The sequence below is a fragment of the Amnibacterium kyonggiense genome (assembly GCF_004364555.1).
GTDB lineage: Bacteria > Actinomycetota > Actinomycetes > Actinomycetales > Microbacteriaceae > Amnibacterium > Amnibacterium kyonggiense.
Map to the genome: position 1 here is coordinate 966875 of NZ_SOAM01000002.1, position 12511 is coordinate 979385.

12 protein-coding genes are annotated in these 12511 nt (G+C 73.4%); 4 read left to right on the forward strand and 8 right to left on the reverse strand.

The annotated features are described in order from the left end of the window. Positions 1-245: 245 nt before the first annotated feature. Complete coding sequence (locus CLV52_RS12940; RefSeq protein WP_133766709.1) at positions 246-1400, reverse strand: MFS transporter; 1155 nt, start codon at positions 1398-1400, stop codon at positions 246-248. A 211-nt stretch (positions 1401-1611) separates the two neighbouring features. On the opposite strand from CLV52_RS12940, the gene valS reads away from it, so the two are divergent. From valS to CLV52_RS12955, 3 genes are read left to right on the forward strand one after another with little or no spacing between them, the layout of a single operon-like run. Further along, a complete protein-coding gene (gene valS, locus CLV52_RS12945; protein WP_133766710.1) occupies positions 1612-4182 on the forward strand; it encodes a valine--tRNA ligase in 2571 nt (856 codons plus the stop codon). A gap of 12 nt (positions 4183-4194) precedes the next feature. Continuing rightward, positions 4195-4641: a GNAT family N-acetyltransferase gene (locus CLV52_RS12950; protein ID WP_133766711.1), complete on the forward strand. Its 447-nt coding sequence runs from the start codon at positions 4195-4197 to the stop codon at positions 4639-4641. A gap of 49 nt (positions 4642-4690) precedes the next feature. Further along, entirely contained in the window at positions 4691-4906 is a 216-nt protein-coding gene (locus tag CLV52_RS12955) for a hypothetical protein (protein ID WP_211342686.1), read from the forward strand. Between the two features lie 120 nt (positions 4907-5026). Here CLV52_RS12955 and CLV52_RS12960 read toward each other — a convergent pair whose 3' ends face one another. The 3 genes from CLV52_RS12960 to CLV52_RS18955 all read right to left on the reverse strand — a co-directional run bounded on the left by CLV52_RS12960 (position 5027) and on the right by CLV52_RS18955 (position 6489). Beyond that, positions 5027-5266 (reverse strand): hypothetical protein, encoded by a 240-nt coding sequence (locus tag CLV52_RS12960; RefSeq protein ID WP_133766712.1) that lies wholly within the window; start codon positions 5264-5266, stop codon positions 5027-5029. Between the two features lie 29 nt (positions 5267-5295). Further along, positions 5296-5547 carry a hypothetical protein gene (locus CLV52_RS12965; protein ID WP_133766713.1) on the reverse strand — a complete coding sequence of 84 codons (252 nt, stop codon included), beginning with the start codon at positions 5545-5547 and terminating at the stop codon, positions 5296-5298. A gap of 345 nt (positions 5548-5892) precedes the next feature. Beyond that, on the reverse strand, positions 5893-6489 hold the full coding sequence (locus tag CLV52_RS18955) for an ArsR/SmtB family transcription factor (protein WP_133766714.1): 597 nt from the start codon (positions 6487-6489) through the stop codon (positions 5893-5895). Positions 6490-6561: 72 nt separating this feature from the next. Here CLV52_RS18955 and CLV52_RS12975 point away from each other — a divergent pair, with 72 nt between their 5' ends. After that, complete coding sequence (locus CLV52_RS12975; protein WP_133766715.1) at positions 6562-8571, forward strand: M3 family metallopeptidase; 2010 nt, start codon at positions 6562-6564, stop codon at positions 8569-8571. 123 nt (positions 8572-8694) lie between these two features. Here the strand turns inward: CLV52_RS12975 and clpX are convergent, their stop codons facing one another. The 4 genes from clpX to CLV52_RS12995 form a co-directional block, all read right to left on the reverse strand. Beyond that, the gene (gene clpX, locus CLV52_RS12980; RefSeq protein WP_133766716.1) at positions 8695-9975 is read right to left on the reverse strand and encodes an ATP-dependent Clp protease ATP-binding subunit ClpX; all 1281 of its coding nucleotides are present in this window, start codon (positions 9973-9975) and stop codon (positions 8695-8697) included. A gap of 166 nt (positions 9976-10141) precedes the next feature. Next, the gene (locus tag CLV52_RS12985; RefSeq protein WP_133766717.1) at positions 10142-10576 is read right to left on the reverse strand and encodes a hypothetical protein; all 435 of its coding nucleotides are present in this window, start codon (positions 10574-10576) and stop codon (positions 10142-10144) included. Continuing rightward, a complete protein-coding gene (locus tag CLV52_RS12990) occupies positions 10573-11649 on the reverse strand; it encodes an Asp23/Gls24 family envelope stress response protein (protein ID WP_133766718.1) in 1077 nt (358 codons plus the stop codon). The genes CLV52_RS12985 and CLV52_RS12990 overlap by 4 nt, the downstream gene beginning before the upstream one ends. 181 nt (positions 11650-11830) lie before the next feature. Then, positions 11831-12508 carry an ATP-dependent Clp protease proteolytic subunit gene (locus CLV52_RS12995; protein ID WP_133766719.1) on the reverse strand — a complete coding sequence of 226 codons (678 nt, stop codon included), beginning with the start codon at positions 12506-12508 and terminating at the stop codon, positions 11831-11833. Between the last annotated feature and the right edge of the window lie 3 nt (positions 12509-12511).

Consider the following 12511-nt stretch of genomic DNA (forward strand, 5'->3'; position numbering starts at 1 on the left):
ACGCCTGCCGGCGCGGTACCACCCCGCTTGGCGCTCGCGCGCCCTCTCTTGCAGCGGCTGTGACGGGCCGGCCCGCCCGGTTCTACTTGCCCGAGGGCGTTCTTCCGGGGACTCCCCGGTGATGGCCGGATCGCAGTCTGTCCCGCGATCCTACGCGGGTCCCAGGTCCGCGCCCGGCCTTCGCGTCGCGATCCGTGCCGCGATCCTCATCCGCCTGCGGCACGGATCGCGACGCGAACCGGGGTTCAGGTGCTGGAGCGGGCGGCGTTCCGGAGGACGACCGCGAGGCAGACCGCCGCCAGCAGCGCGAGCAGCGCCAGGAGGAGCGGCTCCGGCGCGACCGCCGTGAGGGCGGCGAGCAGCACCGGGAAGGTGAAGCCGAGGTAGGTGGCGCTGTAGTAGACCGCGGTCAGGGCGGCGAGGTCCTCCGGCGGCGCGCTCCGCTGCACCTCCGTGAGCCCGGAGACGAGGCAGATGCCGTAGGCCGCGCCGAGCACGGCCGCGACCGGGACGCCGAGCAGCGGCTGCTGCACCAGGGCCACGACGGCCGCCCCGAGCACCCCGACGACGGCGACGGCGAGCCCCACGGCGAGCTGCCGACCGCCGGTCGCGCGACCGATGCGGGCCGCGAAGGGCTGGATCCCGGCTCCGAAGGCGAGCGCGACGACCGCGAGGAGGGTCGCGTAGCCGATCGCGCCGTCGCCGAGCCGACCCGCGAGCGCCGCCGGCGTGACGGCGAACGCGACGCTCGCGCAGCCGAACACCCACGGCGCGGCGGGGACGACGACGCCGAGGAAGCGGCCGCGCACCGCCCGCGGGACGCGGACGAGCAGCACGCCGCTCCGCCGGGTCTCCGCCGCGGTGAGCAGCACCCCGCCGGCCGCGAGCGCGAGGACCACGTGCACGGCGTAGGGCAGCTCGGTGGGCGCCGGTCCCCACTGCGCGATGACGCCGGAGACGGCGGGCCCGAGCCCGAAGCCGGCGGTCAACGTGAGGGACGCGCGGCGCGCCGCGACCGCTGCGGGGAGCGCCGTCGACAGCTCCTTGATCCAGCTGCTGCCGACGACCATGGCGGCCGCGACGCTCGCGCCGGAGACGAGCCGCCCGATCGAGAGGGCCGGCACCGACGCCGCGCCGAGCCCGAGGACCGCGCTGGCCACGACGCCGAGCACGGTGCCCACGAGCAGCACCGGCTTGCGGCCGAACCGGTCGGACAGCGGACCGGCGATCAGGAAGCCGGGGATGATCCCGACGATGTAGGCCGCGAAGAGCAGGTCGACCTCGACCTGGCTGTAGCCCTCCTGCTGCCGGTACAGCAGCAGCAGCGGGCTGAACTGGTTGCCGCCGTACGCGAGCGCGAAGACCGCGGGCGCGATCCGCCACCACGCCCGAGCCCCCACCCCGTCACGCTAGGGCCTTCGCGGATCCGCAGTTCCTGCCCGACGCGCCGCTGCACGACCGCTCGGACGCGGCGTGTCGCCCGAGGACTGCGGATCGGCGACGCTTCTGCGGATCCGCGAGGGCCCGGTACGCTGGAGGTCCGCCCGACCGGGCGCACATCTGAGGCACCTGCGACACGGTGCCGCCCACACCGCGAACCGAGGTCCCTCCATGTCGTCCATCCCCGACAAGCCCGCGCTCGAGGGCCTCGAGCAGAAGTTCGCAGAGGTGTGGGAGCGCGAGGGCGTCCACCGCTTCCCCGGCACCGAGGGCGGCCGCGAGGGCGTCTACTCCATCGACACCCCGCCGCCCACCGCGAGCGGCTCCCTGCACATCGGTCACGTGTTCTCGTACACGCACACGGACCTGATGGCGCGGTTCCAGCGCATGCGCGGCAAGCGCGTCTTCTATCCGATGGGCTGGGACGACAACGGCCTGCCCACCGAGCGCCGCGTGCAGAACTACTACGGCGTGCGGTGCGACCCGTCGCTGCCCTACGACCCCGACTTCACGCCGCCCGTCGAGGGCACCGCGAAGTCGACGCGCGCCGGCGACCAGGTGCCGATCTCGCGCCGCAACTTCATCGAGCTCTGCGAGCGCCTCACCGTCGAGGACGAGCAGCAGTTCGAGGAGGTGTTCCGCACGGTCGGCCTCTCGGTCGACTTCGGCCAGACCTACCGGACCATCGGCGACGACGCCCGCGCCATCAGCCAGCGCGCGTTCCTCGACAACCTCGCGCGCGGCGAGGCGTACCAGGCGGAGGCGCCGAGCCTCTGGGACGTGACGTTCCGCACGGCGGTGGCGCAGGCCGAGCTCGAGGACCGCGAGCAGCCCGGCGCGTACCACACGGTCGCGTTCGACGGCCCGGACGGGGACGTCGTCATCGAGACCACGCGGCCGGAGCTGCTGCCGGCGAACGTCGCGCTCGTCGCGCACCCCGACGACGAGCGGTACGCCGGCCTGGTCGGGAAGACCGTCCGCTCCCCCGTGTTCGGTGTGGAGGTGCCCGTGGTGGCGCACCACCTCGCGCAGCCCGACAAGGGCACGGGCATCGCGATGATCTGCACGTTCGGCGACCTCACCGACGTGACGTGGTGGCGCGACCTCCAGCTGCCCACGCGCGCGGTGATCGGCTTCGACGGCCGCTTCGTCAGCGAGGCGCCGGCCGCGATCGAGAGCCCGCGGGGCCGCGAGGCGTACGCCGAGCTGGCCGGCAAGACCGTGTTCTCGGCGCGCGCCACGATGGTCGAGCTGCTCCGCGAGGCCGGCAAGCTGCTCGCCGACCCGCGGCCGATCACCCACCCGGTGAAGTTCTTCGAGAAGGGCGACCGCCCCCTCGAGATCGTCTCGACGCGCCAGTGGTACGTCACGAACGGCGCGCGGCAGCCGGAGCTCAAGCAGCGCCTGCTCGACGCGGGCGAGCGCCTCGACTTCGTGCCCGACTTCATGCGCGTCCGCTACGAGAACTGGGTCGGCGGGCTCACCGGCGACTGGCTGGTGAGCCGCCAGCGGTTCTTCGGCGTGCCCCTGCCGGTCTGGTACCGGCTCGACGGCGACGGCAACCCGCTGTTCGACGAGGTGCTGGTGCCGGAGGCGGCGCAGCTGCCCGTGGACCCGTCGAGCGACGTGCCGCCGGGCTTCACGGAGGCGCAGCGCGGGCAGGCCGGCGGCTTCGTCGGCGAGGTGGACGTGATGGACACCTGGGCGACCTCGTCCCTCACCCCGCAGCTCGCGGGCGGCTGGCTCCGCGACCCGGAGCTGTGGGAGGCGGTGTTCCCGTTCGACCTGCGCCCGCAGGGCCAGGACATCATCCGCACGTGGCTGTTCTCGACCCTGCTCCGCAGCGAGCTGGCATTCGGCGAACTGCCGTGGAAGTCGGCGGCGATCAGCGGCTTCATCGTCGACCCGGACCGCAAGAAGATGTCGAAGTCGAAGGGGAACGTCGTCACGCCGGCGGACATCCTGCAGCAGCACGGCTCGGACGCGGTGCGCTACTGGGCTGCCTCCAGCCGACTCGGCACCGACGCGGCGCTCGACGTGCTGAACCCGACGCAGATGCGCAAGGGCCGGCGGCTCGCGATCAAGGTGCTGAACGCGGCGAAGTTCATCCTCGGCTTCGAGGGCGAGGCGGACCGCTCGCTCGTCACCCGGCCCCTCGACCTGTCGATGCTCGCCGCCCTCGACCACGTGATCGAGCAGGCGACGGCCGCCTTCGAGGCGTCCGACCACGCCCGGGCGCTCGAGATCGTCGAGCCGTTCTTCTGGACGTTCTGCGACGACCACCTGGAGCTCGTGAAGGAGCGCGCGTACGGCGACGACGCGGCAGGCGCGGCGTCCGCGGCGGCGGCGCTGAAGCTCGCGCTCGAGGCGCTGCTGAAGCTGCTCGCCCCGGTGATCCCGTTCGCGACCGAGGAGGCGTGGCGCTGGTCGCACAGCGCCTCCGTGCACGCGGAGCGGTGGCCCGAGCCGCTCGGCCTCGGCGGCGACCGGGCCCTGCTCGGGTGGGCCGGCGACACGCTGATCGGGATCCGACGTGCCAAGACGGATGCCAAGGCGTCGCAGAAGTCCCCGGTAGCATCACTCACCATCAGCGGTCCGGCCGCGGTGCTGCAGGGCATCGAGCTCGTGATCGACGATCTGAAGGCGGCGGGCCGGATCGCCGCGGTGGAGCTCCGCGTGGACGACACGGAGGGCGCCGCCGTGACGGTGTCCGACGTCGTGTTCGTGGACGACGCGCAGTAGGGGGAAAGCACGATGACGGTCACGATCACCCAGCTCTCGGAGCGGGAGTTCTTCGCCTGGTACGGGCTGTTCGCCGAGTACGCGGCGGGAGCCGGTGCGGAGGTCGCGGACGAGCACGTCATGCGCGTGTGGACGGCGATCCAGGCGCCCGGCGCGCACGCCGCTGTCGCGCACGACGAGTCCGGCTCCGTCGTGGGCTTCGTGCACGCGATCCCCTTCGAGCGCCTGCTGCAGGGCGACGGCGGCTTCCAGATCGAGGACCTCTTCGTCGCACCGGCCCAGCGCGGCCAGGGCGTCGCGACGGCGCTCGTGGAGCACGTCCGCACCGAGGCGGAGGGTCGCCGCCACGCGCTGCTGCGCTGGAGCGCGCACACGGACGACGCGGCCGCGAAGGCGCTGCAAGACAAGTTCGCGGACGCGGCCGGCGGCTGGGTGCTGCAGACGGTCCCGGTCGGCTGAGGTGCAGCTCGGCACCAGGTGGCCCATCGGTGCCGCTGCGCCCGCGCGCGTGCCGGAACCGGTGCGCGCGGCGATCCGCACCGTCGAGGCGGAGCTGGAGGACGCCGACGTCGCGACGACGGGATGGAGCTGGACGCTCACGTTCCTGGAGGGCAAGCCGATCGTCGACCTCGACGACGGCACCCGCATCCGGCTCGTGGACGACGACGTCGCGCTCGTGACCTCCGTCGAGCTGGACGACTCGGACGACGACGAGGACGACTAGTCCTCTCCGGTGTTCAGGGATGAGGGGCGGTCGCGCTCCGCGGGCCTCATCCCTGACCAAGTACGACGAAGGGGACCCGCGCTTCCGCGCCGGGTCCCCTTCGCCGTGGGTGGTGCTGGCTCACCAAGTCGGGCCGGCCATCGCGCGGCGCTCGAACGCGGCGTCGGCGGTCGCCGCGGCGTGCGCCTCGGCGTGGGCCGCACGGGCATGCTCCGCCCGGTCGGCGCGCCGCGCGCGGTGCCGCTCGGCGCGCAGGATCAGCAGCGTGCCGATCGTCAGCGCCAGACGGTCGGTCGCCGTCAGCTCAGGCAGGTCGTCCCGCAGGATCGGCCGGTCGGTCATGGTCGTCGTCGTGGTCATGAGTGCTCCTCCTTCCAGGGGTGTCGTGGTCACCAGGTCGGTCCGGCCGGGTGACGGCGTTCGAATGCGGTGGTGCGCGCCGCGGCGGCGAGCCCGGCGACGCCGGTGCGCCGCGCCTGCTCGGCGCGCTCCTGCAGCTCCGCGTGCCGCTGAGCCCGGAGGATCAGGGCCACGCCGAGTCGCAGCGCGACGCGGTCGGTGGCGCTCAGCTCCGGCAGCTCGCCGAGGCTGATGGCGGTCCCGAGCGCCTGGTCGCGCTCCCGGGTCCTGGTCGTGGACATGCGTGTTCCTCTTCGTGATGCGGGCGTGCGGGCACACCGGCGGCCCGCCGGTCGGCGGACGAGACGCCCTGGTCGGGCGGGAGACCCGACGGAGTCGGGCGGAGGCGCACCCCGAGCGGAGTGCGGCGGCGCCGTCAGCGGACGGCGGTCAGCGGTGCGTGAGGCGGTCTACGGTCTCGGTCGACGAGTCGGACGCGGCGCTCAGCAGGCGCGATCACCGACGAGGATCGGCGTGAGCGCCTCGGCGAAGTGCATCGGGGTCATGTGGCTCACGCTCCTTCCAGGTGTCGGCGTCCGAGAACCGTACAGCGGCCCTTCGCCGATCCACAACCCCTTCTCGGCGGGTCATCGGGATCCCTCCTCCTTCGTTTCCAGGCGCCCGTCCTCGCGGACGATCGGGAACCCGCGGAACTGGAGGTCGACGCGCTGCGCAGCGGGGTCGGCCGGACGGGATCGCCACCGCTCGAACACGGCCCACACCTCCTGTCCCAGCTCCTCCAGCTCGGCCGCGGTCAGGCGCAGCGCCGCCGAGCCGGTCTGGGTCGACCGCACCCACTCCTCGGGGAGCTGCGGCCGGCTCGACCAGTAGTCCGCGAAGCGCCGGTTCTCGTTGTCGATGAACTCCCGCTCGACCAGGTCGCCCGCCTCGCGGGCGCCCGGATCCGACGCGAAGGTCGCCTCGGCGAGCTCGATCGGGCCGGGCACGCGCTCCCACCAGCGGTCCCGGCCGTTGCCGCGCTCGGCGTCCTCCCGCACGTAGCCGTGCTTCTCGAGCTGGCGCAGGTGGTAGCTCGTCGATCCGCTCGACTCGCCCAGCCGTGCGGCGAGGCTGCTCGCCGTCGCCGGACCGTAGCTCGTCAGCTCGCTGAAGATGCGCACGCGCAGCGGGTGGGCGAGCGCCTTGAGCGCCTCGACCCCGATCCGCCTCGCCTCGTCCACCACACCTCCATCCTACGATTGCAAAGACCTCTTTGCAAACAGATCTTTGCGGTCTGCTATTCCTAGGATCGGACCGTGACCGACAACCCGTTCCTCGTGCGCAGCACGTTGCCCGCCGCGCTCCCGCCCTTCGCCGACATCCGCGACGACCACTACGAGCCGGCGTTCGAGATCGGGATGCGCGAGCAGCGCGAGGCGGTGGCCCGCATCGAGGCCGACCCGGAGACGCCGACCTTCGCGAACACGCTCGAGGCGCTCGAGCTGAGCGGGCCCGTCCTCGAGCGGGTCACCGCCGCGTTCTTCACCGTCGCCTCCGCGCACGCGACGCCCTTCGTCCGCGACCTGGAGGAGCGGGTCGCCCCTCGGCTCGCCGCGCACGGCGACGCCATCCGGCTGAGCTCCGCGCTCTTCGCCCGCGTCGACGCCGTCTGGCGGGATCGCGGGGCGGTGGACGCGGAGCAGCAGCGGCTCGTCGAGCGGACGCGCACCGAGATGCTGCTCGCCGGCGCCGCGCTCGACGACGCGGCCAAGGAGGAGCTCCGCGGGCTCAACGAGCGGCTCTCGGCGCTGGCCACCCGGTTCGACGCGGCACTCGTCGCCGACACCAACGACCTCGCCGTCCACGTGACCGACGCCGCGGAGCTCGACGGGCTGGCGGCCGACACGGTGTCCGCGGCGCGGGAGGCGGCGTCGGCGCGCGGGCTTGACGGCTGGCTCCTCACCCTGGTGCTGCCGACCGGGCAGCCGGCCCTCGCGGACCTCGTCTCCCCCGCGACGCGCGGGCGGCTGATGGACGCCTCCCGAGCCCGCGGCACGCGCGGCGGCGATCACGACACGCGCGCGATCCTGCTCGAGACGGTGCGGCTCCGCGCCCGCCGCGCACGACTGCTCGGATTCCGGGACCACGCCGCCCTGGTCGCGGTCGACGAGACGGCGGGGTCGACGGAGGCGGTCACCGCGCTGCTCGACCGCCTGGTCCCCGCGGCGGTCAGGAACGCCCGCCGGGAGCAGGAGGAGCTCGGCGGCGACGTCGCGGCCGCGGACTGGGCCTTCCTCGCCGAGGCACGACGGCGGGAGGAGTACGACGTCGACCTCGCGGCGCTGCGACCGTGGTTCGAGGCGGAGCGGGTGCTGCAGGACGGCGTGTTCGCGGCCGCCGGGCGGCTCTACGGCGTGACCTTCACCGAACGGGCGGACCTCGTCGGCTACCACCCCGACGTCCGCGTCTTCGCGGTGGCCGATGAGCGCGGGCCGCTCGGGCTGTACCTCCTCGACCTCTACACGCGCGACGAGAAACGGGGCGGCGCGTGGATGAACTCGCTCGTCGACCGGGCGTCGCTCACCGGCGAGGCGCAGGCGGTGGTGATCAACAACCTGAACGTGCCGAAGCCGGACGCCGGCACCCCGACGCTCCTGACGCTCGACTCGGTGGAGACGCTCTTCCACGAGTTCGGGCACGCGCTGCACGGGCTGTTCGCCACCGTCCGGTACCCGAAGCTCGCCGGGACGAACGTCCCCCGCGACTTCGTGGAGTTCCCGAGCCAGGTCAACGAGATGTGGGTGCTGCACCCGGCGGTGCTGCCGGGGTACGCGCGGCACGTGGAGACCGGCGAGCCACTGCCGGACGGCGTCGCCGATCGGCTGCGCGCCACCGGCACGTACGGGCAGGGCTTCGCCACGACCGAGTACCTCGCGGCGACCGTGCTCGACCAGGCGTGGCACCGGCTCACGGTGGAGGAGGCGGACGCGGTCGTCGACGTCGCCGCGTTCGAGGCGGGGGCGCTGGCGGCCGCGGGGTTCGACGTGCCCGCGGTGCCGCCGCGCTACGCCTCCACGTACTTCGCGCACGTGTTCGCGGGCGGGTACAGCGCGGCGTACTACGCGTACATCTGGAGCGAGGTGCTCGACGCCGACACGGTCGCCTGGTTCGACGAGCACGGCGGCCTCACGCGGGAGAACGGCGACCGGTTCCGCCGGTTCGTGCTCGGGCGCGGGAACGCGGAGGACCCGATCGGCGCCTACCGCGCGTTCCGCGGCCGCGACGCGGACATCGCCCCGCTCCTGGCGCGCCGCGGCCTCGGCTGACTCGTCGCGCGCCCGGGCCCCGCACCCAGCCCCGGTGGTTGAGCCGGGCGCCCCGGCGCCCGTGCCGAGACCACCCCGACCCCGAACAGCTGCGAGGCTTGCGCCTCGACCAGCGGAGTCGGCTCAGGCGGACTTCTCCTGCGGGCGGATCCGGCTGCGCGGCACGATCGTCGGCGCGGCGTTCTTCTCCACCGCGTCGCGCGTGATGACGACCCGGGCGACCTCGTTCGAGGACGGCACCTCGAACATCACCGGCCCGAGCACCTCCTCGAGGATCGCGCGGAGGCCGCGAGCACCCGTCTGACGCAGCACCGCGAGGTCCGCGATCGCCTCGAGCGCGCCGTGGTCGAACTCGAGGTCGACGCCGTCGAGCTCGAACATGCGCTGGTACTGCTTCACGAGCGCGTTCTTCGGCTCGGTCAGGATCTCCATCAGCGCGACGCGATCGAGCGGCAGCACGGTCGTGACGACCGGGAGGCGGCCGATGAACTCGGGGATCAGGCCGAACTTGTGGAGGTCCTCCGGCAGCACGTCCGCGAAGAGGGTCTTCTCGTCGACCTTCGAGTGGAGCGTCGCGCCGAAGCCGATGCCCTTCTTGCCGACCCGCTGGCTGATGATCTGCTCCAGCCCGGCGAACGCGCCGGCCACGATGAACAGCACGTTCGTCGTGTCGATCTGGATGAACTCCTGGTGCGGGTGCTTGCGGCCGCCCTGCGGCGGCACCGACGCGGTCGTCCCCTCGAGGATCTTCAGCAGCGCCTGCTGCACGCCCTCGCCGGAGACGTCGCGCGTGATCGACGGGTTCTCGGCCTTGCGGGCGATCTTGTCGACCTCGTCGATGTAGACGATGCCGGTCTCCGCGCGCTTCACGTCGTAGTCGGCGGCCTGGATGAGCTTGAGGAGGATGTTCTCCACGTCCTCGCCGACGTAGCCGGCCTCCGTCAGCGCGGTCGCGTCGGCGACGGCGAACGGCACGTTGAGGCGCTTCGCGAGCGTCTGCGCGAGGTAGGTCTTGCCGCAGCCCGTGGGCCCGATCAGCAGGATGTTCGACTTCGCGATCTCGATGTCGTCCTTGATCGTGTCCGCCGCCGCGAGCGTGCCCTTGGCGCGCACGCGCTTGTAGTGGTTGTAGACCGCGACCGAGAGCGCCTTCTTCGCGGCGTCCTGCCCGATGACGTACTCCTCGAGGAAGGCGAAGATCTCCTTCGGCTTCGGGAGGTCGAACTCACCGGGGTGCTCCTCGGCGGCCTCCGCCAGGCGCTCCTCGATGATCTCGTTGCAAAGCTCGACGCACTCGTCGCAGATGTACACGCCGGGACCGGCGATGAGCTGCTGGACCTGCTTCTGGCTCTTGCCGCAGAACGAGCATTTCAGCAGGTCGGCACTTTCGCCCATACGAGCCATGGAGCGTCTTCTCCCCCGGGTGTCGATCGATCAGCCCCGAGCCTAACCCGCCGTCCGACAGGCGGCGGTGGTACGACGCCAGCGGGTCGTCCCCCCGTTCGCGCGCGGCGGACACGGGCGGGGCGCGTGTGACCGGAGTGACGGGTGGTGCGCGTCGAGCCGGTCGTCAGCGGTTCAGCACCCGGGCGATCAGCTCCTGGATGAAGGGCTCGACGTCCTGCACCTGCGCGACGCCGCTCAGCGCGACGGCCACGATCGGCCAGACCGAGACGGCGAGCGCGGAGATCACCGCGGCGACGCCGAGCACCCAGGCCGCCGCGCCGTTCGTGCGCCGCACGCAGAACACGAGGAGCACCAGCGCGAGCACGTACCCGATCGCGATGGCCCCGACGATGCCGCCGACCGGCACGCGGAGCACGCCCGCGGTGGCCGCGACCGCCGCGCCGATGAAGCCGAGGATCGGCAGCAGCACCCCCACCACCGCGATCACGACGAGCACGGTCGAGGTGATGAACGCGGCCCACACGGCGCGCGGACGCCGGTGATGGAGGAGGTTCTCCGCGTCGAGCCGCGGGCCGCGGCCGATCGGGACGGTCCTCATCGCCCGGTGCGTCCGCGCTCGGCGTCGTCGACGGCGTCCGCGAGGTCGTCGACCTCGGCCGCGACCGCGTCCGCCCGGGCCGCGACGTCGTGCACGCGGTCCGCGACGTCCTCGAGGTCCGCGTCCTCGGCGGGGGTCGCGTCGGCGCCGCCCTCCGGAGCGGTCGCGCGCTCGTCGGCCCGGCCCTGCACGGCCTCGTCGAGCCGTTCCGCGGCGGCCTGCACGCGGTCCCCGGCGCGCTCGCCCGCGCTCCGGCCGGCGTCGGCGGCGCGAGCAGCGGCGTCCGCCGCCCGGTCCCCCGCGCGGTCCGCCGCGTCCGCGACCCGGTCCGCCGCATCGGCAGCCGCCGTGGACGCCCGGTCGCGGACGTCCTCCGCCTGCGCCGCCGCCGCACGGGCCGCGTCGCCGACCGCGTCCGCGGCCCGGTCCTTCGCCGCGGCGACCACGTCCGCGGCGTCCGACACGGCCTCCGTGGCGCGGTCGGCCGTGTCCGACGCGACGTCCGCGGCACGGTCGCGCACGTCCGCCGCGCGGTCGGACGCGGTCGCGGCCGCGTCCGCCGCGGCGTCCCGCGCGCGCTCCGCGGCGGCGGCGGCGCGAGCGGCCGCGGCGCGGGAGGCGCGGACGGAGGCCGGCTCGAGCGCCTCCTCCAGCGTCTGCTTCGGCTCCACCGGGTCGAACGGGCCGTGCACGTCGAGCACCTGCACGTCGACGGACACGGCGTCCTGCTCGGCCCTCAGCTCCTCCAGGACGCGCGACCGCACCTCGGCGGCGACCTGCCCGACCGGCTCCGGGTACGCGGCGACGATCCCGATGCCGACGGCCACCCGACCGCCGTCGAGGTCCACCCGCACACCGGGGACGGACGTCGTCGTCAGCGGTCCGGCGCGGAACGAGCCGATCGTGCGGGCGAACGCCGTGCCGATCGCGTGCACGCCCTGCACCCCGGTCGCGGCGGTCGCGGCCGCCCGGGCGATCGCATCGACGCGGGCGCGCTCGGCGGATCGGGGCGAGACGGGCCGCGAGCCCGTTCCGCTGGTCGCTGCGGGGGTCGTGCTGGGGGCGTCGGTCACGGTGGTCCTCCTCGGTTCTCCGGGCGCGCCTGCTCGGCGACGCCCTCGGGAAGAAGGAGGCGATGAAGGCCCCGATCGTCATCGACGCTCAGGGGACTCCCAGCGCTCGCACCGCTGCTGGACGGCGAAGGGGCCGCTCACCGAGCACGGTGAGCGGCCCCTCCGGGTCCTGCTGATCGGGTCAGGCCGGCGTGAGCGCCGGGGTCGCCGGGACCTGCTTGCGGCTCGAGAGCACCTGGTCGATCAGGCCGTACTCGAGCGCGTCCTGGCCGTTCAGGATCTTGTCGCGCTCGATGTCGCGGTTGACCTGCTCGACGGAGCGCTTCGAGTGGTGGGCGAGCGTCTCCTCCAGCCAGGTGCGCATGCGCAGCACCTCGGCGGCCTGGATCTCGATGTCGCTCGCCTGACCGCCGGAGCCGCCGGAGGTGGCGGGCTGGTGGATCAGGATCCGCGCGTTCGGCAGCGCGAGGCGCATGCCGGGCGTGCCCGCTGCGGCGATGACCGCGGCTGCCGAGGCGGCCTGGCCGAGCACCACCGTGGAGATCGGCGGACGGATGTACTGCATGGTGTCGTAGATCGCCGTCATGGCCGTGAACGAGCCGCCGGGCGAGTTGATGTACATCCGGATGGTCTGCTCGGGGTCCTGGCTCTCCAGGACGAGGAGCTGGGCCATGATGTCGTCCGCCGAGGCGTCGTCGACCTGCACGCCGAGGAACACGACGCGGTCCTCGAACAGCTTCGCGTACGGGTCCTGCCGCTTGTAGCCGTAGGCCGTGCGCTCCTCGAAGCTCGGCAGGATGTACCGAGCGCTGGGCGAGGCGGCGGTGCCGCCCGGCTGAGCCGAATTGATCCAGTTCATGTG

What these genes read in the sequence shown, in the direction of transcription:
- valS (WP_133766710.1), top strand. Translation starts at nt 1,612, where the DNA reads ATGTCGTCCATCCCCGACAAGCCCGCGCTCGAGGGCCTCGAGCAGAAG.
- CLV52_RS12950 (WP_133766711.1), top strand. Translation starts at nt 4,195, where the DNA reads ATGACGGTCACGATCACCCAGCTCTCGGAGCGGGAGTTCTTCGCCTGG.
- CLV52_RS12960 (WP_133766712.1), bottom strand. Translation starts at nt 5,266, where the DNA reads ATGACCACGACGACGACCATGACCGACCGGCCGATCCTGCGGGACGAC.
- CLV52_RS12965 (WP_133766713.1), bottom strand. Translation starts at nt 5,547, where the DNA reads ATGTCCACGACCAGGACCCGGGAGCGCGACCAGGCGCTCGGGACCGCC.
- clpX (WP_133766716.1), bottom strand. Translation starts at nt 9,975, where the DNA reads ATGGCTCGTATGGGCGAAAGTGCCGACCTGCTGAAATGCTCGTTCTGC.
- CLV52_RS12985 (WP_133766717.1), bottom strand. Translation starts at nt 10,576, where the DNA reads ATGAGGACCGTCCCGATCGGCCGCGGCCCGCGGCTCGACGCGGAGAAC.
- CLV52_RS12995 (WP_133766719.1), bottom strand. Translation starts at nt 12,508, where the DNA reads ATGAACTGGATCAATTCGGCTCAGCCGGGCGGCACCGCCGCCTCGCCC.